Consider the following 24,660-nt stretch of genomic DNA (forward strand, 5'->3'; position numbering starts at 1 on the left):
ACCGCCCGTTGCCATCATCATGGGAAGCCAGTCGGACTGGGAAACCATGAAGAACGCCGCCGATACGCTGGATGCTCTCGATGTCGGCTATGAGGCGCGCATCGTCTCTGCCCATCGCACACCCGAACGCATGGTGGCCTTTGCACAAGGGGCACGCGCGGAGGGGTTCCAGATCATCATCGCCGGCGCCGGCGGTGCGGCCCACCTGCCGGGCATGGTGGCAGCCCTCACACCGCTTCCGGTGTTTGGCGTTCCGGTTCAGTCGAAGGCGATGTCGGGCCTCGACAGCCTTTATTCCATCGTGCAGATGCCGGCCGGCATTCCGGTTGGAACGCTTGCCATCGGCCGCGCCGGTGCTGTCAATGCGGCGCTTTTGGCAGCTGCCGTGCTTGCCCTTTCCGACGACGACCTGGCCGACCGGCTGGACGATTACCGCGCCCGCCAGACGGCCGCCATTGCAGACTATCCCATCGACGAGGCGCCATGACGCTCAAAACCCTTGGCATCATCGGCGGCGGCCAGCTTGGCCGCATGCTGGCGATGGCCGCCGCCCGGCTGAATTTCAAGACCATCATCCTCGAGCCGCAACCGGATTGTCCGGCAGCGCAGGTGGCCAACCGCCAGATCGTTGCCGCCTATGACGATCCGGCAGCCCTTGATGAACTGGCCGCCGCCTGCGACGTCATCACCTATGAATTCGAAAACGTGCCCGTCACGGCGGCCACGCATCTCTCGGCATCCCGCCCGGTCTATCCGCCGGCAAAGGCGCTGGACGTGGCGCAGGACCGGCTGACGGAAAAGCGATTCCTCAACGGTTGCGGCATAGAGACCGCCCGTTTTCATGCGGTCGACAGCGATTCGGATCTTGTGGCCGCACTTTCCGATTTCGGCGGCCGCGGCGTCCTAAAAACCCGCCGCATGGGTTACGATGGCAAGGGACAGCGGGTGTTTCGGGGGCCGGAAGACACAGCCGATGGCGTCTTTGCCGCCATGGGCGGCGTGCCGCTCATTCTGGAAAGCTTTGTCGCCTTTGAGCGCGAAGTTTCGGTGATTGCCGCCCGCGCCATCGACGGCACAGTCAAAAGCTTCGACGTGGCGGAAAACGTTCATCGCAGCGGCATTCTGTATACCTCCACGCTTCCGGCGAGAATCACGCCTGAGACAGAAGAGAGGGCCAGACTCGCTGCCGAACGGCTGCTGTCGGCGCTCGATTATGTCGGCGTCATCGGCATGGAATTCTTCGTGATGCCGGACGGGGCCTTGATTGCCAACGAGATCGCACCGCGCGTTCACAATTCCGGACATTGGACGGAGGCGGCCTGCGTGGTCTCGCAGTTCGAACAGCATATCCGCGCCGTCACCGGCCTTGCCCTTGGCGATCCGGCCCGCCATTCCGATTGCGTGATGACCAACCTCATCGGCGACGACATGGACGACGTGCCCGCATGGCTGGCAAAGCCTGACGTGCTCGTTCATCTCTACGGCAAGAGCGAGGCGCGGCCGGGCCGCAAAATGGGCCATGTCACACAGCTTTTGCGGTGAAATGCCTTGGCCGAAAAGGCAGGCGCGGTTGACAGGCAGGTGGTGAACCTGTATCAGCCTCCCATCCTAAAGGGGGTGCCCATGGCGCCCTTTGATTGTCAGAGACATGAGTGGCCCAAGCGCCCTCGATACCGCGGATCAGAACAATGAAGATCAAGAACTCGCTCAAAGCGCTTAAGGCCCGTCACCGCGATAACCGTCTGGTTCGCCGCAAGGGTCGCGTTTACATCATCAACAAGGCTAACCCGCGTTTCAAGGCTCGTCAGGGCTGATCGACGGTCGAACCGGCATGATCTTGTTATCGCCGGCTCCTGAAGATCACTTTCTCGAAAAGCTTCGAAATTTCGGTTTCCACTAGAGCGCATGCGGGTTACCTTATCTGCATGCGCTTTTTCAGTTTGCCCCTTGCGATTCTGCTGACCAGCCTTGCAGCCTTGCCCCCCGCACTGGCGCGCGAGAGCGCGCCTGCCGGCACCGGGAGCGCCAAACCGGTGGTCCGTGAAGCCTCGCCGGCCCCTTCCCCCCAGGCCACACAGCAAACCCTGTTTGACGCCCTGAAACGCGAGCGTGATGCCGACAAGGCCCGCAGCATCGCCGAGCAGATCGCCGCAAACTGGCACCAGTCCGGCAGCGCCACCATCGATCTTCTGATGCAATGGGCCTCCAAGGCCGCGACCGACAAGAACAACAGCGCGGCACTGGATTTCCTCGATCAGGTGACCGTGCTGCAGCCGGATTACGCGGAAGCCTGGAACCGGCGCGCGACACTTCATTACACGATGGGCGACCTGCGCAAATCCATGGCCGATATCAATCAGGTGCTGAAGCAGGAGCCGCGCTACTTTCCAGCCATTGCCGGCATGGCCACGATCCTCACCGATTCGGGCGAGGACGCGCTTGCCCTGAAGGCCTGGGAGCGCTATCTCGCGATCTATCCCGCCGATCGCGATGCCCAGGAGAACATGCAAAAGCTCTCCGAAAAGCTCGCCGGCAGCCGCACCTGAGGCGCAGCCCCTGTCCTATCTCCTGATCTTCCTTGTCTTTATCGTAGCACTCTGCGCCGCAGCCTTTGGCTTTACAGCCTACGAATCGGCTCGGATCGAGCGGCAGTTCCCCAATGAGGGCACGCTCACCGATATTGGCGGCTATCGTCTCAACGCGCTCACCGTGCCGCCGGGCGCCGATCCGGACCTGCCGCCCATCGTCTTCATCCACGGCGCCAGCGGCAATCTGCGCGACCAGGAGGCGGCCTTCCGCGCCCCCCTTCAGGGCCGCGCCGAACTGCTGTTCGTCGATCGCCCCGGCCATGGCTATTCCGAGCGCGGCGGCGCGGAAAACGATTTTCCCGACGGCCAGGCGGACGCCATTGCGCGCCTCATGGAAAAGCGCGGCATCGACAAGGCGATCATCGTTGCCCATTCCTTCGGCGGTGCGATTGCCGCAAGTTTTGCGCTGAACCACCCCGACAAGGTGATAGGCACGGTGTTTCTCTCGGCCGCCACACACCCCTGGCCGGGCGGCATCGACTGGCATTACCGCCTCACGGCCATGCCCGTCCTCGGCTGGTTCTTTAGCCACACCCTGGTCATGCCGGCCGGCCTGATGATGCTGGACCCGGCAACCCGGTCGGTTTTCCGTCCGAACCAACGCCGCGAGCGATACCTGGAAGAAGGCGCCCCTGCCCTCGTGCTGCGGCCCCAGACGTTCCGCAACAATGCCCGGGATGTCGCAAACCTGCTCTCCTATGTGCGCGGCATTGCGCCGCGCTACACAGAGATAAAAAGCCCGGCGGTGATCATCACCGGCGACAGCGACCCCATCGTGCTTGCCGATATCCACTCGACCGGCCTGAAACGCGATCTCGAGCACTCCGAACTTGTCTGGGTCAAAGGCCTTGGTCACAAGCCGGATTATGTCGTGACCGATCTTGTCATCGCCGCCATCGAAAAACTGTCAGGCAAGGACCGCGACCTGCAAGCCATCGCGCGGGTGGATGAGCAGCGCATTGCCGCTGAAAATGCAGCAGGCGCGCAGAGCAGACCATAATTGCCGGCTCGCCGGTTCAACCGCCCACGACGACACGGATCGCCTTAAGGGCGCCGCGTGGCCTGGACTTTACTCGTCTTCGCCAAACAATCCGGTCGGCAGCCCGTCGAGGCTGACGCGGTTCTTTTCCCGCCAATACTGCTCGATGCTGTCCGGCCCCTTGGAGCGGGCCCAGGCATCCATCTGCGGACGCTCCTCCCGGTAATCGAAGAGCGGTACGCCATAGCCGCAGGATGTCTGGACCATGTCGATATCGAGGTGAACCATCTGGCGGGCGCCGAGCGGTGCCTGGTCGTCAAACTGCTGAACAAGCCGTGTGGCAAACTCCGGATCCTCCCGGTGGATGACCCGGCCCTTTCCGTAAAGGCGCATGATCAGCGGCGGGCCATCCACGGCACAGAACATGATCGTCAGCCGGCCGTCCGCCTTCAGGTGCGCCGCGGTCTCGTTGCTGCTGCCGGTCCTGTCGAGATACATCACGGCGGTGTCCGACAGGATCCGGAACATGTCGGTGCTGCGCGGCGACACATTCACATGGCCAACGGGCGCTGCCGATGCGGTGAAAAACAGATGCTGCCCGGCGATGAACCGGACATGATGATCATTCAGCTGGGGGAATTGTTTTGCCATGGCTGCGCCGAGAGTTTTCCGGGAAGGGCCGCGTGCCGGAAGCCCCCGAAACGTCGGGGGAAAGCCGAGGCCGCGACAACAGACAATAAAAAAGGGGGCGAAAACGGCGCCCCCTTCTTTCGAACCTTGCGTCAGACGCCCGACTGGCCGTCGGGGCCGATATAGGCGATGCGCAGCATATTGGTGGCGCCGGGCGTACCAAGCGGCACGCCGGCCGAAATGATGATGCGGTCGCCGGCCTTGCCAAAGCCTTCCGAGGCGACGATGCGGCAGGCCTTGTTCACCATGTCGTCCATGTCCGCCGGCTCTTCGGATACCACGCAGTGCAGGCCCCAGCAGACCGACAGGCGACGCGCCGTCTGGACGATGGGCGAAAGCGCGATGATCGGCACCTGCGGGCGCTCGCGCGAGGCGCGAAGGCCCGTCGTACCGGACGAGGTATAGGTGACGATAGCCGACAGTTTCAGCGTTTCGGCGATCTGGCGGGCAGCGAGCGAAATCGCATCGGCACCTGTTGCTTCCGGCTGCGGACGCTGCGCGTAGATGATGTTGGAGTAATACGGATCCTTTTCGACCGTGCTCGCAATCGAGGCCATGGTCGAGACGGCTTCCACCGGATACTGGCCGGATGCCGATTCGGCCGACAGCATGATTGCATCGGCGCCTTCGAAAACGGCGGTTGCAACGTCGGACACTTCGGCGCGCGTCGGAACGGCGGCGGTGATCATCGATTCCAGCATCTGGGTGGCGACCACAACCGGCTTGCCGGCACGACGACAGGCGCGGGTCAGCTGCTTCTGCAGGCCCGGAACCGCTTCGAGCGGCATTTCGACGCCGAGATCGCCGCGCGCCACCATCAGCGCATCGGAGAGCTCGATGATTTCCTCGATGCGCTCGATGGCCTGCGGCTTTTCGATCTTCGACATCAGGCCGACGCGGCCGCGCGAGATCTTGCGCACTTCGGCGAGATCCTCCGGACGCTGCACGAAGGAGAGCGCGACCCAATCGACCTCGTTGGTGGCCAGAACCGCATCAAGGTCCAGCCGGTCCTTGTCGGTCAGCACGCCGACGGCCAGCAGCGTATCGGGAAGGCTTACCCCCTTGCGATCGGAAATCGAGGTGCCGGAGACGACCGTCGTGACGATGCTCTTGCCGTCGCACTGTTCGGCGCGCAGGTGAAGCTTGCCGTCATCGATCAGCAGGCGGTCGCCCGGCTTCACCGATTCCAGGATTTCCGGATGCGGCAGGTAGACGCGGGTGGTATCGCCCGGCGCCTCATTGTTGTCGAGCGTGAAGGTCTGGCCGGCAACCAGCGTCACCTTCGTATCGGCAAACTTGCCGACGCGCAGCTTCGGACCCTGCAAATCGGCAAGAATGCCGATCGGGCGCCCGCAGCGGGCTTCGACGGACCGGATGCGGGAGATCAATGTGCGCATCAGATCATGGCTGGCATGGCTCATGTTGATGCGGAACAGATCGGCGCCGGCCTGATGCAACTTCTCGATCATCGCCTCGTCGGAAGAGGCCGGTCCGAGGGTCGCGAGGATCTTTACTTTGCGGTTGCGCTTCATCAATTCTGGCCTTCTTGCGTTCCGGGCGTATCAGACAGCTGGACCATCCAACTTCCCTGGCGACCGGTGTCATATTCCTTGAAACCCATGCGCTGGAAACCGCGGGCAAAGCAGTCGCCGACACCGGTGATCTTGAACTCGTTTTCGGCAACGCACATGTTGACGTCGCCGGTCCAGCGGCCGCCGCGCGCGGCATCCTCCGCATAGAGATAGTAGTAGCGAGACTGCAATTCGCCCTCGATCAGCGTAGCGCAGCTGGAGGCGGGAACCTGCCACCAGCCCTCCGAAATCCAGCCCTCGCCGGCCCGGTAGCCGATGGCCACTCCGACAAGGTTCTGGGTGCCGTTGCACACGCGAAAATCAGCATGGGCGGCATCGGCGATCATGAGAACGGGAACACTGACCGCAGCAAACGCAAGCGAGGGCAGCAATCTCAGCGAGATATGGGACAATAGGCTTTTCGGCACGGCTTCCGCTGGGACTCCATGTGAGATCATTGCACTGTCTTCGCCTGCCGCCATGGGAAAGTCAATGAAATCTAATCGATTATAATAGAGTGGTTACCGGTTGACTTCATCGGACACGCGCTTGCGCGTCACCCCTTGGGCATGCGAACAGCATGGGTGAGAGACACCTCAATTCAGGCAAGCGGATGGCGATGCACAGTTTCAGTTCGCATGAAGTGATACACGGCAATCGTGACAGCGGCATGGTGCTTCTGGGCGACCACGCCATGAACCGGCTTCCGCCGTCCTATGGCACGCTCGGCCTTGATGCCGAAGCCTTCAAGCGGCACATCGCCTATGACATCGGCATAGAGGGGTTGACGCGCGCGCTGGCGGAGCGCCTCGGCGTTCCGGCCGTTCTGTCGTGTTTTTCGCGCCTGCTGATCGATCCGAACCGCGGCGAGGATGACCCGACGCTGATCATGAAAATCTCCGACGGCGCCATCATTCCCGGCAATCATCCGATCACGGCTGAGGAATGGCAGCACCGGCTCGATACCTATCATCGGCCGTATCATCGCGCCGTGGACGAGGAATTGCAGGCGGTGGCGACAGCGAGCGGCAAGGCACCGCTGGTGCTCTCTCTCCATTCCTATACGCCGGCCTGGAAAGGCGTGCCGCGTCCGTGGCATGCGGCCGTGCTGTGGGACACGGACCACCGGGCGGTTCTGCCGCTCCTTGATCTCCTGCGCCGGCCGGGCGATATTCTCGTGGGCGACAACGAACCTTATGATGGTGCGCTGAAGGGCGATACGATGTATCGTCACTGCATGGCCAAGGGTCTGGCGCATGCGCTTCTGGAAGTGCGCCAGGACCTGATCGGCGACGAGGACGGCATTCTGGCCTGGGCCGACCGGCTTGCCCCGATCTTTGCGGAACTGAACGCCGATCCTCGTCTTCACGAGAGACAGATCTTTGCCTCGCGCACAGGGCCCTATGCGTGAGCAGATCGCATCAGGAGAGTTTTTATGACCGAGCTTACGCCACAACAGCGCCTTGAACTGGAAGCGGCGGCGTTTCGCCGGCTTGTCGCCCATCTGCGTGAGCGCACCGATGTGCAGAACATCGACCTGATGAACCTCGCCGGCTTCTGCCGCAACTGCCTGTCCAACTGGTACCGCGAGGCGGCCGAAGAAAAAGGCCTGCCCGTCAGCAAGGACGCCTCCCGCGAAATGGTCTATGGCATGCCTTACGAAGACTGGAAAAACCTGCATCAGGGCGAAGCCAGTGCCACACAAAAAGCGGCATTCGCCCTCAACACACCGCACAAATAAGCCAGTGCAGCGGTGAAACGCCTTGACCTTGCCCGCACTTCACGGCAGGTGACACCACTCACGCAAATTGCCCTTTAAACACAGGAGGCCCCGATGTCTGATGCTGCCCACGGCGTCGCCCGCGACCAACTCCGCGCCTTTGTCGAGCGCATCGAACGGTTGGAAGAAGAAAAGAAGACCATCGCCGACGACATCAAGGACGTCTATGGCGAGGCCAAGTCCATGGGCTTCGACACCAAGATCCTGAAGAAGGTCATTGCGCTGCGCAAGAAGGACGAGCAGGAGCGGATGGAAGAGGACATGATCCTCGACACCTATCTGGCAGCCCTCGGCATGGTTCTTGCGCCGGAAGAAGAAGCCGCCTGACGGTTCATAAAGCCGGTTTCACAAAGCCGAAATAAAAAAGGGCCCGCCTGTTCATTCTGACAGGCGGGCCTTTTTTTGATCCGGGAAGAGCGTTGAGCCGGTTACGGCTTCACCTGGTTTGCGCCGCTGAACCGGTTGGGATCGACCGCAACGGTTGCCGAGACCGGCCGGAAGCCACCGCTATAGGCCGCGGAATATTCGCTGTTGAGTGCGCGGGTGATGAGGCGTGGCGCCTTGATCGAGGCCACGGCCTCCTTGCGATTGGTCGAGCTTGCCCATTGCGCCAGCATATTGCCTGTCAGCACTTTTGGACCGGGCGTTGCCGGATTGCCGCCAAGCTTGGTCACAGCGCCGCCCTTCACCACTTTCGCAGGCGCGCTCTGGGCGGATGGCTTTGGCGTATCGAAGCCATCGTTGAACACCATGGCACCGCTATCGGCGGGTTTCGGCGAGGCGGACGCCACCTGCATCGGCTTTTCTGCAGCCGGCAGGTTTTCGGCAGCCGCCGGCCTTTCAGGCCGCAGCGCCGGTGTCGGGGCATAATCGGCGCTGGCCGCCAGGCTTGCCACCAGTTCCGGCGTCAGCTCACGCTGCTCGGAAGCGGACGCCACGGCGGGCGGTGCGGCCGCGGGCAGGCTGACAGTCTCGGCTGCGGCCGGTCGCCCAATATCCGGCCGATGGGCCGGGACCGGAATGGCCGCCAGCAGCATCGGATCGTCTTGCGCAGGGCTTGCTGAGGCGGTCATCGGGCCGGCCGTCTGCGCATCGCCCTTCAGACCGCGCGGACCAAGCAGCGTCGGCACCGGAATATTCATACGGGCAAGATCGACAAAGCTCTCACCCGGGGGCTCGGGCCGCGCCATCGGCATGACAGGTGTTGCCGGAAGGGCGGCCTGGAGGGCATCCTGGGCAGGGTTGCGCGGCGGCTGGTAAAGCGCCGTTGCAAGGCCTCCCGGCGAAGGCTGCAGCTCAGGCCGCGCAACAGGAACCGGCGCGCCGACAGCCGGCGCGGAGGGCGCAGCGGACGCCACGGCAACGGGTGCCTCTTCGTCGGGCTCGGCAGCAACCGGCACCGGCGGAACATTGCGCTGCCGCGCAACGACGGGTGCTGCAATCGATTCGGAATCTTCCTCCTCGTCCGCACCACCGCCAAACAGCATGGCGGCAAGCGTATTCTGCCGCTTGGCGCGCGTGGCGGAGAAGGAACCACCCGCCGTGCTTGCGAGCTGGATGGAATCGGACGAAACGCGGCGCTTGTAATCGGCAACCGCCTGCTCATAACCCGGCAGCGGCTTGCCATCGGCCGGCACGTGCATGGTATTGCCTTTGGGGAAGAGCTGCACCAGTTCCTGGCGCGACATGCGCGGCCAGGCGCGCACGCCGCCCACATCCAGATGCACGAAGGGCGAGCCGGAGGTCGGATAATAGCCGACGCCGCCGACCTGCATCTGCATGGCAATGCCACGCAGCGTCGCAAGCTTCACGCCGGGAATGAAAAAGTCCATGGCCTTGCCCAGCATGTGCTGGCTGCTCTTGGCGACACCCTTGGTGCGCGAGCGCAGCATGCCGTTGGTGGCCGGCGAGCGATAGGCGGAGACGACGTGAATGTAATCGGTGGCACCGGACCGGCGATAGACTTCCCACACGAGATCGAACAGGCGCGGATCCATGCGCGTCGGCTCATTGCGGCGCCAGTCGCGCAGGAAACGGTTGATCTCCTGCAGACCCTTGGGATCATACCGGCCATTGCGCTTGAAGGTGATTTCGGCCCGTTCGCCCGTGTGGACGAAGTAGAGCTTCAGGGAGCGTGTTTCGCCGGCCGCCGCAGCGGGGGCCGCCGGAACGGTCATGACAGACGCGGTCAGTGCCAGCGACATGAACACGGCGGCGGCGCGCTTCACGAAAGACCGGATCATGCGCACCAGAGGGCGCCGTCCGTTGTCACCCGTAGGCGTCGATTCTGCATACTGATACGGCAAGTCGTTCCCCGTCTGATTGACAACATCCGGTGCTGCCTCACATGACCGTGAATTGCGTTTACACGATGGCAAATGTGCCACACATGCACAAGCGCTACTTTCTTAGTCAATAAATGACTACCGAAAGGTTGACGAGGTGTAACAAAACATACTTGCCCGAAAATTAACAGACCCCGTTTGCCAAAGGATGAAGGCCAGAGGGAAAGGGGTCACAGGATGACAGAGCGCGGGGGCGCCGCGCTCTGTCCCGTCTTCTCATAGATCGTCCGGCTGAGGCGACGTGGGGTTTACGCCGCCTCCTTCAAAGGGTCGTCGGGGTCGATCCCGTAATCCTTGAGCTTGCGGTAGAGCGTCGAGCGGCCGATGCCGAGCTTGCGCGCCACCTGGCTCATCTGGCCGCGGTAGAATTTCAGCGCAAAGCGGATCAACTCCTCTTCCACATCGGCAAGCTTGCGCACTTCGCCGGCGTCATCGGTGCTGACGATGATGTTCTCGGGTCCCCCGAACATCTGCGTCAGCGCCGTTTCGGCGCGGGCAAGGCGCAAGGCCTCCGACATGGCCGCTTCGGCCGGGTCGTTTTCGATTGTCGTTTCGGCCGCAACGGCCGTCGCGCGCAGTTCCGGGCTCTGGAAATCGGGAACCTGGGCGGCGATCTGCGGAAAATCCTTCTCCGTCAGTTCCGAGCCTTCCGCCAGAACGACGGCACGGAAGACGGCGTTTTCCAGCTGGCGGATATTGCCGGGCCAGTCATAGGCGGTCAGCAGCGCCATGGCGCCGGCCCCGACCTGCAGGCCCTGCCCCAGCTTCTGTTCTTCCGAAAAGCGCTGCGTGAACACACGGGCCAGATGCGGAATGTCTTCCTTGCGCCGGCGCAGTGCCGGAATGGTGATGGGGAAGACGTTGAGGCGATAGTAGAGGTCCTCGCGGAACCGGCCGGCACGAACCTCTTCGATCAGATCCTTGTTGGTGGCCGAAATCAGCCGCACATCCACCTTCTGCACCTTGGCGGCGCCGACGGTTTCGATCTCGCCCTGCTGCACGGCGCGCAGAAGCTTGACCTGCACGTCGAGCGGCAGGTCGCCGATTTCATCCAAGAACAGCGTGCCGCCATCGGCTTCCATGAACTTGCCGGTGTGACGTTCGGTCGCCCCGGTAAAGGCGCCCTTCTCGTGACCGAACAGGATGCTTTCGACCAGGTTGGAGGGGATGGCGCCGCAATTGACGGTAATGAACGGTTTGGAGGCGCGCTCGCCGCCGGCCTGGATGGCGCGGGCGATCATTTCCTTGCCGACGCCCGATTCGCCCTCGAGCACGACAGGGATATTGGAATGGGAGGCGCGCTGCGCCAGATCGATCACCCGCAGCATGTCGGGGCTTGCCGAAACGATATCGCCGAAGCTGACATTGGGGCTCTTGGTGCCGCGCACGGCGCGCACCTTCGCCTCGCGATGGTCGAGCTTCAGCGCATTGGAGATGGAGGCGGCGATGCGCTCCGGCGATACCGGCTTCACCACGAAATCGAAGGCGCCGGCCCGCATGGCCTGCACCACCGTCTCGATGCCGCCCTGCCCCGTCTGCACGATCACCGGAATATCGATGCCCATTTCGCCGATGGCCTGGAGGAAGCCCAGCCCGTCCAGTTCCGGCATCATCAGGTCCAGCACGATGACGTTGAACTGATTGGGGTTTCGCTTGAGGAACTCAAGGGCGATCCGGCCGTTCTCGGCCAGGTGCGCCGCATGGCCATACCGCTCCACGGCGTTCTTCAAGAGGCGCCGCTGAACCGGATCATCGTCGACAACAAGAATATGGGCCGTCATGCTCGCTCCAAAATCATGTCCTTGTCCCACAGCGGGACCCTGTATGCAAGGTTGTGTCACGCGGGCTTAAACATCCCGTTTTGAGAAATGCTTGCATTTTACCTGCCGCCCGTGAAAACAACCGACATCAGAACAGACGAGAGAGAACAGGGAGCCAGAACGTGACATCCACCACTTTCACCCACCATGAAAACCTCCTCCGATCCCTGCGTTTCGCAGCAGCAGACGCCGTTTCCTCCAGTGCGGACGACGCCGCTCTAGGTAACCTGCCCACCTGGCGGCTGGAAGATCTCTATCCGTCCCGCGATAGCGCAGTATTTGTTAACGATGTTTCGCGCGCGGATGCAATGGCCCTTGCCTTCGAAATAAAGTGGAAAGGCAAACTTACCGATGCTGCTGCCAAGACTGGCGCGGACGGTTTGGGTGCTGCAGTAGCCGAATACGAGGCGATTGACGATCTGGTGGGCAAGATCGGCTCGTTTGCCGGCCTCACCTATTTTTCCGATACGTCCAATCCGGCCAATGGCAAATTCTTTGGCGACATCCAGTCGAAACTAACGGATCTTTCCGCCCATCTCCTGTTCTTCCCGCTGGAACTGAACCGAATCGATGATACGCGTCTGGAACAGAGCCTCGCCGACGATCCGCAGGCCCGCCACTACGCGCCCTGGCTTCTCGACCTGCGCAAGGACAAGCCCTTCCAGCTGGACGACCGGCTTGAGCAGCTGTTTCTCGAAAAGTCGATGACGAGCGCTGCCGCCTTCAACCGGCTGTTCGACGAGACGATGGCCGAGCTTCGGTTCGAGATCGACGGCGAGATGCTGCCGCTGGAGCGCACGCTCAATCTTTTGCAGGAGCCGGAGGCGGACAGCCGCGCCAAGGCGGCGGCCGCGCTGTCCAAAACATTTGGGGAAAACCTGCGCGTCTTCACGCTCATCACCAATACGCTGGCCAGGGACAAGGATATTTCCGACCGCTGGCGCGGCTTTGAAGACATTGCCGATTCGCGCCACCTGTCGAACCGCGTCGAGCGCGAGGTGGTGGATGCGCTGGCAGCCGCCGTCAAGGAGGCCTATCCGCGCCTGTCGCATCGCTATTATGCCATGAAGGCCCGGTGGCTCGGCATGGAGCGGATGAACTTCTGGGATCGCAACGCGCCGCTGCCGGAAACGCCGAAGGCGCTGATCGCCTGGGACGCAGCCAAGGACATGGTGCTGTCCGCCTATGGCAATTTTTCGCCCGACATGGCCGGCATCGCCCGCCGCTTCTTCGACGAGCATTGGATCGACGCCCCGGCCCGCCCCGGCAAGGCACCGGGCGCCTTTGCCCACCCGGTCGTGCCGTCCGCCCACCCGTATGTGCTCGTCAACTATCTCGGCAAGCCGCGGGACGTCATGACGCTTGCCCATGAGCTCGGCCATGGCGTGCATCAGGTTCTGGCCGGCGGCCAGGGCGCGTTGATGTGCCAGACGCCGCTGACGCTTGCAGAAACGGCCTCCGTGTTCGGCGAAATGCTGACGTTTCGCGCGCTCCTGAAGACGACGACCGACCCGCGCGAACGCAAGGCGATGCTTGCCCAGAAGGTCGAGGACATGATCAACACGGTCGTGCGCCAGATCGCGTTTTACGATTTCGAGCGCAAGCTGCACACGGCGCGCAAGGAGGGTGAGCTGACCTCCGGGCAGATCGGCGAGCTGTGGCTGTCAGTCCAGGAAGAAAGCCTCGGGCCGGCCATCCGCATCTCGGAAGGCTATGAGACCTGGTGGACCTATATCCCCCACTTCATCCATTCGCCCTTCTACGTCTATGCCTATGCCTTCGGCGATTGCCTGGTGAACTCGCTTTATGCCGTTTACCAGAACGCCGAGGATGGCTTCCAAGAGAAATACTTCGACCTCCTGAAGGCCGGCGGCACCAAGCATCACTCCGAACTTCTGGCCCCCTTCGGCCTCGACGCCACCGACCCGACCTTCTGGTCGAAGGGCCTGTCGATGATCGAGGGCCTGATCGACGAGTTGGAGGCGCTTGACCGGCAGTTGCAGGCAGGCGCCAACGGTTGACGGCGATCGTCCACATCCGCCCCCCTCTTGGTCTGCGGGGGCGGATGACGAAACCTCTGTTCTCCCGGTAGAGCGCAGAGTAGAAGGCAGCAGCCGGAACGGAGCCTGCCACAGACAAGAATGAGCGCCACACCCCCCTTTGCCCTTTTTCGAGACGACCGGGCGGCGACGAGCCTTGTCTTTGATCAGCCGCTGGAGATCGTCACGGCTCACACCGCCGAGGAGATCCTGCCGGCCTTGGCGCGTCTGGAAGCGGCTCGGCGGGACGGGCGCTGGCTTGCGGGATACCTCTCCTATGAAGCGGGCCACATCTTTGAGGAAAAGCTTGCGTCGCTGATCGTGGCGAACCGGGAGACGCCGCTGATCGCCATGGGCATTTTCAGGGCCCCGGCCCCTCAAGACCATCCGTTGTCGCGCCCGCCGGCAAGCGTGGTCAGCGACGACGAGGCAGAAACGCCGTTCCTGACGGATCCGCATGCCGCCTGGGATATCGCTGCCTACCGTCAGCGTTTCGAGGCTCTGCACGCCCATATCCGCCGCGGCGATTGCTACCAGGCCAATCTGACCATGCCGATCACGGCGCGCTGGGACGGCGATCCGGCCCGCGCCTTCTGGTCGCTCGTGGCTCGCCAGCCGGTGCGCTACGGTGCCCTGATCGATCTCGGCGGCCCGATCATACTCTCGCGCTCGCCCGAACTGTTCTTCAAGGTGGATGAAGACGGTTTTATTGAAACGCATCCGATGAAGGGCACGGCCGCGCGGGGAAAGACGGCCGAGGAAGATAAGGCCATCATCGCCGCCATGCTCGCCGACGAAAAGACGCAAGCCGAAAACCGCATGATCGTCGATCTCCTGCGCAACGACGTCTCGGCAATTTCTGAGGTGGGCACGCTCACCGTGCCAAAGCTGTTCGACATCGAAACCTATCCGACGGTCCACCAAATGGTGAGCCATGTCAGGGCAAAACTTCTGCCGGACATCGGCCTGCCGGGCATTCTTGCCGCCCTCTTTCCCTGCGGCTCGATCACCGGCGCGCCAAAGATGTGGGCGATGCAGATCCTGGCCGGGCTGGAACAGGGCCCGCGCGACATTTATTGCGGGGCAATCGGCTGGTGCGATCCGAAGGGTCCGATGCGTTTTTCAGTGGCCATCCGCACACTGACCCTTTTCAACACCGGAAATGCCGTCTTCAATGTCGGCGGCGGCATTGTCTACGATTCGAAGGCCGAGACGGAATATGAAGAATGTCTGCTAAAAGCGCGCTTCGCAGTAAGCCATCAGCCGATTTCCTGCTGATCGAAACCCTGCGCTGGGAACCGGGTGCGGGTTTTCTGCGCCTCGATCCGCATCTGCGCCGGCTTGCACGCTCGGCCGATGCGCTTGGCTTTCGCCAGCCGCAGGATGCATCGGCACAGCTTGCAGAGGCTGTCGGCGGCGATGAACCCTTGCGCGTGCGCCTCACCATGACCTATCGCGGCAAGATCGAGATCACCACGACACCCTTTGTCGCCGAGCCGACGGGCAAGGTCTGGCACCTGCGCATCGCCCGCCAGCGGCTCTCGTCCGACGATACGCTCTACCGCCACAAGACGACCCGGCGCGAACCCTACGAGGCGGCACGGGCGGAATTTTCGCGCGACGAGGCCGATGAGGTTCTGCTGCTCAATGAGCGCGGCGAGGTCTGCGAGGGCACCATCACCAATCTTTTCGTCGAGGCCGAAGACGGGCAGCTGCTGACACCACCGCTCAGCTGCGGTCTTCTGCCGGGCATCCTGCGTGCCGACCTCATCCGCGAAAGGAAGGCCCGTTCCGAAACGATCATGCCGGCCGATCTCAAGGGCCGCCGCATCTTTGTAGGCAATTCGCTGCGGGGGCTGATGGCGGCGGAACTGGTGACGGGTTAGTAAGCCCGATCGGAAGGACGCAGCACGATGTTGCCCTACACCCCCTATGACGGCTCGTCGCAACCCTTCACCATCGGGCTGTCGCAGCTTGCGGCAGACGACTGGATCGAGCCGGATGACAGGCTGCCGGCGGCGCTTGCCGAAAAGGCGCAGTTGCTGGGCGTGCATCGCGACGCGATCTTTCGGGCCGAGCCGGGAACGGATGAGGCGCAGCAGGAACTCTTGACGCTGCTCTCCAATTATCTGCCGGCGCGCTACCCCGAGCTTTATCGCCGCACCGGCGACACGATGCAGATCAAGGGCGCGGCAGACGTGTCTCTGGCGGATGAGGCGGAGCCGGCCCTTGTCCGCGCAGGCCTGATGGTCGCGGACGATCTCGTCGTCATGCGGCGCGGCGACAAGGGCTGGCGTATTGCCGCCGCCTTCGTGGCCTTCCCCTCCTCCTGGTCGCTGGAGGAGAAATTCGGGCGGGTGATGGATGAGGTTCATGCCGAAGTCCCTGATTTCGAGGGCGGCAGCCGCAATGCCGAGCTGATCAACCGCATGTTCGACCGGCTGCCGGGCGATCGGCTGGTCAGCCGGATGAACTGGTCGGTGAACGCCACCGGCGAGCTCTTCCTGCCGAAATCCAAGAGCCAGCGCGTGATGCCGGAGAGGCCGCCTGCCGCCCATTTCCTGAGGGTGGAGCGCCAGACGCTGCGCAAGCTCCCGGTCTCCGGCGACATCGTCTTCACCATCCGCATCTATCTCGATCCGCTGGCGCAGCTCGCCCGCGAGCCGGATGCCGCGCGCCTCATGGCCTCGCTTGCCGACCAGTTGGACGCCATGAGCGAGGCGCAGGCCGCCTACAAGGGGCTGTCGCACAAACGCCCGGCGATGATCGCGCTTTTGCAAAAAGCCGCGGAAACCGGTGATTATTCGCAGCTTCTGCCATAGGCTTGTTGTGTTCGCCCTCTTTATTGTGAAGGCGTTTTATGATCTAGACCGCCGCCAATCAGCGCATGCGAAACTTGCGTAGGAAACACGGTCCTCAGCGGCACTAGGCCGCGGGCCGAAGGAGCAACAGATGACTGAAACTACCCATCCGGTTTATGCCGCAATCACCGGGCCCATCGTCATGATCGGGTTCGGCTCCATCGGCCGCGGCACGCTGCCGCTCATCGAACGTCACTTCAAGTTCGACAAGAGCCGGATGGTCGTCATCGACCCGCGCGAGGAGCCGTCGGATATGGCGATCCTCGAAAAGCACGGTATTCGCCACATCAAGGCACATGTCACCCGGGACAATTACAAGGAACTGCTGAAGCCGCTCCTCACCGAAGGCGAAGGCCAGGGCTTCTGCGTCAACCTGTCGGTCGATACCGGCTCGCTCGACCTGATGAAGCTGTGCCGCAAGCTGGACGTGCTCTACATCGATACCGTCGTCGAACCCTGGCTCGGCTTCTACTTCGACAAGAGCATGAAGAATTCCGAGCGCACCAATTACGCGCTGCGTGAAACCGTGCGCGCGGAAAAGCGCAAGAACCCCGGCGGCACGACGGCCGTTTCCACCTGCGGCGCAAACCCGGGCATGGTCTCCTGGTTCGTCAAGCAGGCGCTGGTCAACCTCGCCAACGACACCGGCCTGAAGTTCGAAGAGCCCAACCAGAACGACCGTGAAGGCTGGGCCAAGCTGATGAAAAAGCTCGGCGTCAAGGGCATTCACATTGCCGAGCGCGACACGCAGCTGACCAAGCATCCGAAGCCGCTCAACGTGTTCTGGAACACCTGGTCGGTCGAAGGCTTCATCTCCGAAGGCCTGCAGCCGGCCGAACTGGGCTGGGGCACGCATGAAAACTGGATGCCGAAGAACGCCAAGAAGCACAAGAAGGGCTGCAAGGCCGCCATCTATCTGGAACAGCCCGGCGCCAACACCCGCGTGCGCACCTGGTGCCCGACACCCGGCCCGCAATACGGCTTCCTCGTCACCCATAACGAATCCATCTCGATTGCCGATTACTTCACGGTTGAGAAGGATGGCGAAGTGGTCTATCGCCCGACCTGCCATTACGCCTATCACCCGGCCAATGACGCGGTTCTGTCTCTGCATGAAATGTTCGGCAATGGCGGCCACCAGCAGCCGGTCCTGCATGTTCTCGACGAGGACGAGCTGGAGGAAGGCATCGACGAACTCGGCGTGCTGCTCTACGGCCACGAGAAGAACGCCTACTGGTACGGCTCGCGCCTGTCGCTGGAAGAAACCCGCCGCATCGCGCCTTACCAGAACGCAACGGGCCTGCAGGTCACTTCGGCGGTTCTCGCCGGCATGGTCTGGGCGCTCGAAAACCCGAAGGCCGGCATCGTTGAAGCCGACGAGGTGGATTACAAGCGCTGCCTGGAAGTGCAGTCGCCCTATCTCGGCCCGGTTGAAGGCCACTATACGGACTGGACCCCGCTCGATGGCCGCCCGGGCCTCTTCCCGGAAGACCTCGACGAGAAGGATCCCTGGCAGTTCAAGAACATTCTGGTCCGCAGCTGATCACCCGCGCCTGACACATCCCGGCAGTCAGCCGGGGAAAACCGTTCAAAACCTTGCAAGGCGGACTGTGCAACCGTCCGCCTTGCATTAGATTAAGGGTTCGCAGCATCGTGGCCCGACCTCACGGTGCAGAAGAATCGCGGGAGACCACGCAATGAAGATCAAACAGAGCCTCGTGCTCGTGTCCGCCGCCCTGATGCTGAGCGCCTGCGTTTCGCAGCCGACGCAACGTGCGCTTCCGCCGGCGCAGCCGCAGGGCGTCGAAGGTGCCTGGGTTGATCCCAATGGCATCGTGTCCACCTTCCAGGGCGGCACGTTCAGCACACGCTCGACGGATAACAACGCGCTTCTGGCCAGCGGCACCTACACGAATGTGTCGCCGACGCTGGTGGAGATCAACATGACCTCCATCGTCCGCCGCACCCAGTCCCGCGTCAACTGCGCGCTTGTCTCGCCAAGCCAGCTCAACTGCACCGCCGATACCGGCTCGCAGTTCTCGCTGACCCGCCGCGGCTAAGACGGCCGGATTTCTCCTGGAGCTGCCAGCTCCCGCAAAACCCCGCTCCGGCGGGGTTTCGTGTTTTGCGCGCATCCGTTTGCGGTTACACTACTGTCACATTTCGCTTGAAGTCGCTTTCCCTTGATGGAAACATGAAAAGTGGAACGAGTGTCATAAACCCGAACTACAATCAGGCGGAACAGCGCGGCGGTATCGTCGCTTGCAACAGGAGCAGACCAGGATGATCAGACGTATAGGTTTCAGCGCAATTGCCGCGACAGTGCTTGCCCTTTCCTCGGGGGTCGCCTTTGCCGATTACCAGTTGGACATCCTGCACATCAACGACCTGCACTCGCGCATCGAGGCGATCAACAAGTCCGACGCCACCTGCTCGCAGAAGGAAGCCGATGCCAAGGAATGCTTTGGCGGCATTGCCCGCGTCAAAAGCGCCATCGACGGTTTCCGCAAGGACAATGCCGGCGCCAATATCCTCGTTCTGGATGCCGGCGACCAGTTCCAGGGCTCGCTCTACTACTCCACCTTCAAGAGCGCGCCCGTTGCCGATTTCATGAACGGCATCGGCTTTGACGTGATGGCCATCGGCAATCACGAATTCGATGATGGCCCGGAGGAGCTCAACAAGTTCATCGGCGCGCTGAAATTCCCCATCATCTCCGGCAATACCATCGCCAAGAAGGGCTCGCTGCTCGACGGCAAGTACAAGGGCTATGTGGTTAAGGAGATCGGCGGCCAGAAGATCGGCGTGGTTTCGGTTCTGGCAACCGACAGCGGCGAAACCTCCTCGCCCGGCCCGGATATCTCGTTCGAGGACGAGATCACCTACCTCAAGAGCGCCGTGGCCGACCTGCAGGGCCAGGGTGTCAACAAGATCATCGCGCTGACCCATGTCGGCTACAACAAGGACAAGCAGATCGCCGCCTCCGTGGACGGCATCGACGTGATCGTCGGCGGTCACAGCCACACCTATCTGTCGTCCACCGATCCGAAATCGTCGGGCCCCTATCCGACGCTCGTCAAGAACCCGGCGGGCGTCGAAGTGCCGGTTGTCACCTCCTATGCCTATTCCAAATATCTCGGCGAGCTGAAGGTCACCTTCGATGACAATGGCGTGGTGAAATCCGCAACCGGCGCCCCAAAACTGCTCGATGCATCCGTGACGCCGGACGAGGCCTATACCGCCAAGGTCAAGGAACTTGGCGCACCGCTCGAAGAGCTGAAGAAGAAGGTTGTCGGCACGTCGGAAGGCCTGATCGATGGCGACCGCAAGTCCTGCCGTGCCGTCGAGTGCTCGATGGGCAATCTCGTGGCGGACGCCTCGCTTGCCAAGGTCAAGGAACAGGGCATCACGATTGCCATCGTCAACGGCGGCGGGCTTCGTGCCTCCATCGATCAGGGCGACGTGACGATGGGCGAAGTGCTGACGGTGCTGCCGTTCCAGAACACGATTGCCACCTTCCAGATCAAGGGTGCAGACCTCGTGGCAGCCCTTGAGAACGGCACGAGCCAGATGGAAGACGGCGCCGGACGTTTTGCGCAGGTCGGCGGCATGAAATATTCCTTCGACCGTTCCAAGCCGGTCGGCAGCCGCGTCAGCGCCGTGATGGTCAAGGAAGGCGATGCCTTCGTCGCCATCGATCCGGCAAAAACCTATGGCGTCGTTACCAACAATTACGTGCGCGGCGGCGGCGACGGCTTCAAGATGTTCGCCACGAATGCGGTCAACCCGTATGACTTCGGGCCGAACCTCGAACAGGCCGTGGCCGACTACATTGCCGCCAACTCGCCCTACAAGCCCTATACGGACGGCCGCATCACCGACCTGACGCCGGCCGGCTATGTCGCGCCCGCCAAGGCTCCGGCCCCGGCAGCCCCGGCTCCGGCAACGGCTGCCGCGACGCCTGCTCCGGCTGCAGCGCCTGCGGCACCCGCCCCGGCTCCTGCGGCTGCACCTGCCGCCCCCGCTGCTCCGGCCCCGGCCGCTGCTCCGGCACCGGCTGCCGCGCCTGCTCCGGCCGCTGCTGCTCCGGCAGCCGCTCCCGCACCGAAGACCTACACGGTCGTCAAGGGCGATTCGCTCTGGAAGATCGCCGAAAGCACCTATGGCGACGGCGAAGAATGGACGAAGATTGCCAAGGCCAACACGCTGCGCAATCCCAACATCATTGCCATCGGCGCGACGCTGGAACTGCCGGCCAAGTAACCGCACGATTTTGGCGGACGAATTGTCACGCGCAAGAAACCGGTCCGGGGCTTCCCCGGGCCGTTTTTTATTCCTAGATAGAACCGATTGCCTCCGGCGCGCGTAGCGTGGGATGCATCCGCAGACATTCCGGGGAAAACTTCAAGATGATGAACGCCGCCGACAATCACCTTCCGTCCGATCACCCTCCGGTTCGCTTCGGCAAGGTTGGCGTTCTTCTCGTCAATCTCGGCACGCCGGACGGTACCGATTACAAGTCGATGCGGCGTTATCTCGCGGAATTCCTGACCGACCGGCGCGTCATCGAATGGTCGCGGCTGCTCTGGTATCCGATCCTTTACGGCATCGTCTTGAACAAGCGCCCGCAAAAGGTCGGCGAGGCCTACAAGAGCATCTGGAACAACGAGCTCGACGAAAGCTACCTGCGCACCTATACGCGCAGCCAGGGCGAAAAACTGGCCGAGGCGCTGAAGGATCTGCCGCATGTGCATGTGGACTGGGCCATGCGCTATGGCCAGCCCGCCATCCAGGCGAAGATGGAAGAGATGCAGAAGGCCGGCTGCGAAAAGATCCTGCTCTATCCGCTCTATCCGCAATATGCCGCGGCAACGACGGCAACCGTCAATGACGAGGCCTTCAAGGCGCTCCTCAAAATGCGCTGGCAGCCGGCACTGCGCACCGTGCCGCGCTATCATGACGATGCCGTCTATGTCGACGCGCTGGCCAATTCCATCGAGCAGCATCTGGCCAAGCTCGACTGGGAACCGGAACTGGTGATCACCTCCTATCACGGCATTCCGATGTCCTACTTCAAGAAGGGCGATCCCTATCACTGCCAGTGCTACAAGACGACACGCCTGCTGCGCGACCGTCTTGGCTGGCCGAAGGAAAAGCTGATGCTGACCTTCCAGTCCCGCTTCGGACCGGAAGAATGGCTGCAGCCCTATACCGACAAGACGGTGGAACAACTGGCCAAGGATGGCGTGAAGCGCATTGCCGTGCTGAACCCCGGCTTCGTCTCCGACTGCCTGGAAACGCTTGAAGAAATCGCCGAGGAAGCCGGCGAAATCTTTCTGCACAATGGCGGCGAGAAGTTTACCCACATCCCCTGTCTCAATGACAGCCCCGATGGCATGCGCGTGATCGAGCATGTGGTGCGCAACGAGCTCAAGGGCTGGGTGTAAGGACAAGGCAGGCGGCGGCCGGTCCGACCGGCACCGCTCTCCTGCTTTGAGCCTCAGCCGCCGAGGCTAATTTTTTCGCCATCCTCGGGGATGAGCAGACGTAGGGCAGAAATTCCTGCGGCATCGGCGGCCGCCCGCAGATCGGCGCGGCTGGTGGTGGCGTGATCGAGCGCCTCCATGTGGGTGGCAATCACGGTCGCAAAGGGTGTGGCCTTGCAAAGTTCGACAGTCTGCGCCGCATCCATGACGATCAAGTCGCTATCCCAGACAGCGCCGCAGGAATGCGTCACGATCACATCCGGGAGTGTCATCGCCACCTGATCAAGGACGGGCGGATAAAGCACCGTATCACCGACCCAGTAGATTTGAGGCTCGCCGGGTGCTTTGAGCGAAAGGCCCATGACGGAGCCCATCTTTGCACGCACCGGCCCAAGGCCATGGCTGCCCCGTTGGCGGGTGATGGTGATGCCCTGCCACTGAACGCTGTCGTCCAGCGGTGTGACGTCGAGAAATCCGGCCGCCCCGATCGTGTCCTCATCGCCGGGCTGGCAGAGGATCGGCAGGTCCTTTGGCAGCCGCGCCTTGGCAACGCTGTCGAAGTGATCAGAATGAAGGTGCGAGACGATCACCAGTTCGACACCCTCCAGAATATCCTCGATGGAACACGGCAGCTCGACCAGCGGGTTCGGCGACTTGCCCGTATAGGAGGGCAGGCTGTGGCGCGGGGCGAGATACGGATCGATCAGGATGGTGCGCCCGCCATAGACAAGTTTCAGCGTGGCATTGCGGATCAGCTGCAGTTTCATCGGGCACTCCCCGCGATAAGGTTGCCTGCATTCGGCGCAAGGGCGAAAAAATGCGTCAGCGTCAGCTTGTGCTGCAAGCCGATCGACCTGGCAAGCTGCAAGGACGCAAGGTTCGTCTCCTCCACGACGTAGCGGCCCTGCAGGCTGCGCCTCTCCAGTTCGGCAAAGGCTGCGCGCACCACGCGAGCGGCATGGCCCTTGCGGCGCGCATCGGGACGGGTGGAGAGGCCTCCGACTTCCCAGAGGTCGCCGCTATTCTGGAAGGCGAAACAGACCGAAACGGCGGCACCTTCGTGGCAAGCCTCGACCACGAAGGCGCAACCGGTTTTGAGAAGCGGCATCAACCAGTCGCGCGCATAACCCCTTGCTTCAAACAGCGACCAAGCCTCCGGCGACAGATCGCCGGTCACCGGTCGAGGAAGATCAGCCTCGCAAGATCCTGCAGGACCCTGCCCTGTGAACGATAGAAAGCTTGTGGTGCGACGAAGATCAAAGACCTTTGCCACCGCAACGCGATCCGCCTCCCCAGCAAGCTTGAACACGAGGCGGCAATCGCGCGGGACATGGGCAAGCAACCGGGTCGTCAGTTCCGGATCGTCGCTGGCGATAAAGCAGACAAAGCCGGCGGTCGGATAGGTTTCGCGGTCATAGGCACTGGCGCTGACGCGCAGCAGAACCAGAACCGCCTCACCCCTTTGCCCCCGCACGTGGAACGCTTGCGTATCCTGCGGATAGCCATGCAGGTACTTCGACAGGGAAATCGTCTTCAGCGGTTCCCGGTTGAGATAGGTCAAGATATCGCGCTTCATGGTGCAGGGCCCGGCATGATCCGAGACTGCCGCAAACTCCGATGATGCACCAATCAAGAGATGGAATGGGAGCGGCCGTCACACCGCCTCGGCGCGAAAGCCCGATGTGGCAGCCTTCCAGAAATCCGGGTCCGCGTAGTCTGTCGGATCATCGACGCCGGCAAGGAAAAAGGCTTCGCGACGCTCGACGCAGGTGCCGCAGCGTCCGCAATGCTGTTCCCCGCCCTTATAGCAGGACCAGGTTTCGCTAAACGGCGTGCCGTGGCGTGCCCCTTCGGTGACGATATCGGCCTTGGAACCGTTGACGAACGGCGCCAGCAGCGTCACGTCCGCATAGCCATCCAGCGCCTGGCGCTGCATGACCTGGAAGCTGTCGATGAAGCCGGGACGGCAATCGGGATAGATGAAGTGATCGCCGCCATGGACGGCGACAGCCACCGCATCGGCCTTTCGGGCTGCGGCCATGCCAAACGCGATGGCAAGCATGATGGCATTGCGGTTCGGCACCACCGTCACCTTCATGGTCTCCTCGGCATAATGGCCGTCGGGCACATCAAGATTGTCGGTCAGCGCCGAGCCGGAGAGATGGCGGCCGATGCCGGAGATGTCGATGACATCGTGGGGAACGCCGAGACGGTTTGCCGCGCGGGCGGCAAATTCCAGCTCCTTTTTGTGGCGTTGGCCATAATCGAAGGAGATAAGGCCGATCAGGGTGTGTTCTTTCGCCACCTTGTGAGCAAGCGAAACGGAATCGAGTCCGCCGGAGCAGACGACGAGTGTCTTCATAGGTCAGGGTCCTTGTTTTAACCGGGTAGGCTGCGACCGGATATTTCTGCGCACGGCGGATACAGCAAAAGGCGTCCCCGCGCAAATCCCCGTCATCCCCTGCATCGGCTCTGGCCTCGCCACCCGGTATGACCTACAT

The 24,660-nt window shown here is 62.3% G+C and carries 24 protein-coding genes; 16 read left to right on the forward strand and 8 right to left on the reverse strand.

Annotated elements, in window-relative coordinates; all coding sequences use genetic code 11:
• Positions 1-19 precede the first annotated feature (19 nt).
• The 5 genes from purE (at position 20) to ACEXP3_RS07130 (ending at position 3,588) form a co-directional block, all read left to right on the forward strand.
• Positions 20-487: a 5-(carboxyamino)imidazole ribonucleotide mutase gene (gene purE / locus ACEXP3_RS07110; RefSeq protein ID WP_210105672.1), complete on the forward strand. Its 468-nt coding sequence runs from the start codon at positions 20-22 to the stop codon at positions 485-487.
• Positions 484-1,542, forward strand: coding sequence for a 5-(carboxyamino)imidazole ribonucleotide synthase (locus ACEXP3_RS07115; protein ID WP_377296626.1), 1,059 nt, complete (start codon positions 484-486; stop codon positions 1,540-1,542). Before purE ends, ACEXP3_RS07115 begins: the two co-directional genes overlap by 4 nt.
• Positions 1,543-1,688: 146 nt before the next feature.
• A complete protein-coding gene (gene ykgO / locus ACEXP3_RS07120) occupies positions 1,689-1,814 on the forward strand; it encodes a type B 50S ribosomal protein L36 (RefSeq protein WP_062279996.1) in 126 nt (41 codons plus the stop codon).
• Positions 1,815-1,925: 111 nt separating this feature from the next.
• Complete coding sequence (locus tag ACEXP3_RS07125; RefSeq protein WP_377296628.1) at positions 1,926-2,546, forward strand: tetratricopeptide repeat protein; 621 nt, start codon at positions 1,926-1,928, stop codon at positions 2,544-2,546.
• Positions 2,491-3,588, forward strand: coding sequence for an alpha/beta fold hydrolase (locus ACEXP3_RS07130; RefSeq protein ID WP_377296629.1), 1,098 nt, complete (start codon positions 2,491-2,493; stop codon positions 3,586-3,588). Before ACEXP3_RS07125 ends, ACEXP3_RS07130 begins: the two co-directional genes overlap by 56 nt.
• Before the next feature lie 69 nt (positions 3,589-3,657).
• Here ACEXP3_RS07130 and ACEXP3_RS07135 read toward each other — a convergent pair whose 3' ends face one another.
• The 3 genes from ACEXP3_RS07135 to ACEXP3_RS07145 all read right to left on the reverse strand — a co-directional run bounded on the left by ACEXP3_RS07135 (position 3,658) and on the right by ACEXP3_RS07145 (position 6,220).
• Positions 3,658-4,218 carry a pyridoxamine 5'-phosphate oxidase family protein gene (locus ACEXP3_RS07135; protein ID WP_377296630.1) on the reverse strand — a complete coding sequence of 187 codons (561 nt, stop codon included), beginning with the start codon at positions 4,216-4,218 and terminating at the stop codon, positions 3,658-3,660.
• A 131-nt stretch (positions 4,219-4,349) separates the two neighbouring features.
• On the reverse strand, positions 4,350-5,789 hold the full coding sequence (gene pyk / locus ACEXP3_RS07140) for a pyruvate kinase (RefSeq protein WP_210105596.1): 1,440 nt from the start codon (positions 5,787-5,789) through the stop codon (positions 4,350-4,352).
• On the reverse strand, positions 5,789-6,220 hold the full coding sequence (locus tag ACEXP3_RS07145; protein ID WP_377296893.1) for a DUF1036 domain-containing protein: 432 nt from the start codon (positions 6,218-6,220) through the stop codon (positions 5,789-5,791). Before ACEXP3_RS07145 ends, pyk begins: the two co-directional genes overlap by 1 nt.
• A gap of 227 nt (positions 6,221-6,447) precedes the next feature.
• Between ACEXP3_RS07145 and ACEXP3_RS07150 the strand changes: the two genes are divergently transcribed.
• The 3 genes from ACEXP3_RS07150 (at position 6,448) to ACEXP3_RS07160 (ending at position 7,935) form a co-directional block, all read left to right on the forward strand.
• Positions 6,448-7,239, forward strand: coding sequence for an N-formylglutamate amidohydrolase (locus ACEXP3_RS07150; protein ID WP_210105669.1), 792 nt, complete (start codon positions 6,448-6,450; stop codon positions 7,237-7,239).
• A gap of 24 nt (positions 7,240-7,263) precedes the next feature.
• The gene (locus ACEXP3_RS07155; protein ID WP_377296631.1) at positions 7,264-7,569 is read left to right on the forward strand and encodes a DUF1244 domain-containing protein; all 306 of its coding nucleotides are present in this window, start codon (positions 7,264-7,266) and stop codon (positions 7,567-7,569) included.
• Between the two features lie 93 nt (positions 7,570-7,662).
• Positions 7,663-7,935: a DUF2312 domain-containing protein gene (locus tag ACEXP3_RS07160; protein WP_210105594.1), complete on the forward strand. Its 273-nt coding sequence runs from the start codon at positions 7,663-7,665 to the stop codon at positions 7,933-7,935.
• Between the two features lie 101 nt (positions 7,936-8,036).
• Here the strand turns inward: ACEXP3_RS07160 and ACEXP3_RS07165 are convergent, their stop codons facing one another.
• Both ACEXP3_RS07165 and ACEXP3_RS07170 read right to left on the reverse strand, forming a co-directional pair.
• Positions 8,037-9,851, reverse strand: a complete 1,815-nt coding sequence (locus tag ACEXP3_RS07165; protein WP_377296633.1) for a peptidoglycan L,D-endopeptidase MepK — start codon at positions 9,849-9,851, stop codon at positions 8,037-8,039.
• A gap of 350 nt (positions 9,852-10,201) precedes the next feature.
• Positions 10,202-11,734 carry a sigma-54-dependent transcriptional regulator gene (locus ACEXP3_RS07170; protein ID WP_377296634.1) on the reverse strand — a complete coding sequence of 511 codons (1,533 nt, stop codon included), beginning with the start codon at positions 11,732-11,734 and terminating at the stop codon, positions 10,202-10,204.
• A 206-nt stretch (positions 11,735-11,940) separates the two neighbouring features.
• On the opposite strand from ACEXP3_RS07170, the gene ACEXP3_RS07175 reads away from it, so the two are divergent.
• From ACEXP3_RS07175 to hemH, 8 genes are all read left to right on the forward strand, one after another.
• A complete protein-coding gene (locus ACEXP3_RS07175; protein ID WP_377296894.1) occupies positions 11,941-13,794 on the forward strand; it encodes a M3 family oligoendopeptidase in 1,854 nt (617 codons plus the stop codon).
• A gap of 120 nt (positions 13,795-13,914) precedes the next feature.
• On the forward strand, positions 13,915-15,090 hold the full coding sequence (locus ACEXP3_RS07180; RefSeq protein WP_377296635.1) for an aminodeoxychorismate synthase component I: 1,176 nt from the start codon (positions 13,915-13,917) through the stop codon (positions 15,088-15,090).
• Positions 15,039-15,698: an aminotransferase class IV family protein gene (locus ACEXP3_RS07185; protein WP_377296636.1), complete on the forward strand. Its 660-nt coding sequence runs from the start codon at positions 15,039-15,041 to the stop codon at positions 15,696-15,698. The genes ACEXP3_RS07180 and ACEXP3_RS07185 overlap by 52 nt, the downstream gene beginning before the upstream one ends.
• A gap of 27 nt (positions 15,699-15,725) precedes the next feature.
• The gene (locus ACEXP3_RS07190) at positions 15,726-16,634 is read left to right on the forward strand and encodes a heme-dependent oxidative N-demethylase family protein (protein ID WP_377296637.1); all 909 of its coding nucleotides are present in this window, start codon (positions 15,726-15,728) and stop codon (positions 16,632-16,634) included.
• A 130-nt stretch (positions 16,635-16,764) separates the two neighbouring features.
• The gene (locus ACEXP3_RS07195) at positions 16,765-18,216 is read left to right on the forward strand and encodes a homospermidine synthase (protein WP_377296638.1); all 1,452 of its coding nucleotides are present in this window, start codon (positions 16,765-16,767) and stop codon (positions 18,214-18,216) included.
• 154 nt (positions 18,217-18,370) lie between these two features.
• Positions 18,371-18,733 (forward strand): outer membrane lipoprotein Omp10, encoded by a 363-nt coding sequence (gene omp10 / locus ACEXP3_RS07200; protein ID WP_210105587.1) that lies wholly within the window; start codon positions 18,371-18,373, stop codon positions 18,731-18,733.
• 223 nt (positions 18,734-18,956) lie between these two features.
• Positions 18,957-20,936, forward strand: a complete 1,980-nt coding sequence (locus ACEXP3_RS07205; RefSeq protein ID WP_377296639.1) for a 5'-nucleotidase C-terminal domain-containing protein — start codon at positions 18,957-18,959, stop codon at positions 20,934-20,936.
• A gap of 149 nt (positions 20,937-21,085) precedes the next feature.
• Positions 21,086-22,120 carry a ferrochelatase gene (gene hemH / locus ACEXP3_RS07210; protein WP_377296895.1) on the forward strand — a complete coding sequence of 345 codons (1,035 nt, stop codon included), beginning with the start codon at positions 21,086-21,088 and terminating at the stop codon, positions 22,118-22,120.
• Positions 22,121-22,173: 53 nt separating this feature from the next.
• Here hemH and ACEXP3_RS07215 read toward each other — a convergent pair whose 3' ends face one another.
• The 3 genes from ACEXP3_RS07215 to queC form a co-directional block, all read right to left on the reverse strand.
• Positions 22,174-22,926 carry an MBL fold metallo-hydrolase gene (locus tag ACEXP3_RS07215; protein ID WP_377296641.1) on the reverse strand — a complete coding sequence of 251 codons (753 nt, stop codon included), beginning with the start codon at positions 22,924-22,926 and terminating at the stop codon, positions 22,174-22,176.
• The gene (locus tag ACEXP3_RS07220; RefSeq protein ID WP_377296642.1) at positions 22,923-23,735 is read right to left on the reverse strand and encodes a GNAT family N-acetyltransferase; all 813 of its coding nucleotides are present in this window, start codon (positions 23,733-23,735) and stop codon (positions 22,923-22,925) included. Before ACEXP3_RS07220 ends, ACEXP3_RS07215 begins: the two co-directional genes overlap by 4 nt.
• Positions 23,736-23,813: 78 nt before the next feature.
• Positions 23,814-24,521 carry a 7-cyano-7-deazaguanine synthase QueC gene (gene queC, locus ACEXP3_RS07225; protein ID WP_377296643.1) on the reverse strand — a complete coding sequence of 236 codons (708 nt, stop codon included), beginning with the start codon at positions 24,519-24,521 and terminating at the stop codon, positions 23,814-23,816.
• Positions 24,522-24,660: the final 139 nt, after the last annotated feature.

The organism is Neorhizobium fuzhouense (genome assembly GCF_042611105.1).
Lineage (GTDB): Bacteria > Pseudomonadota > Alphaproteobacteria > Rhizobiales > Rhizobiaceae > Neorhizobium > Neorhizobium galegae_A.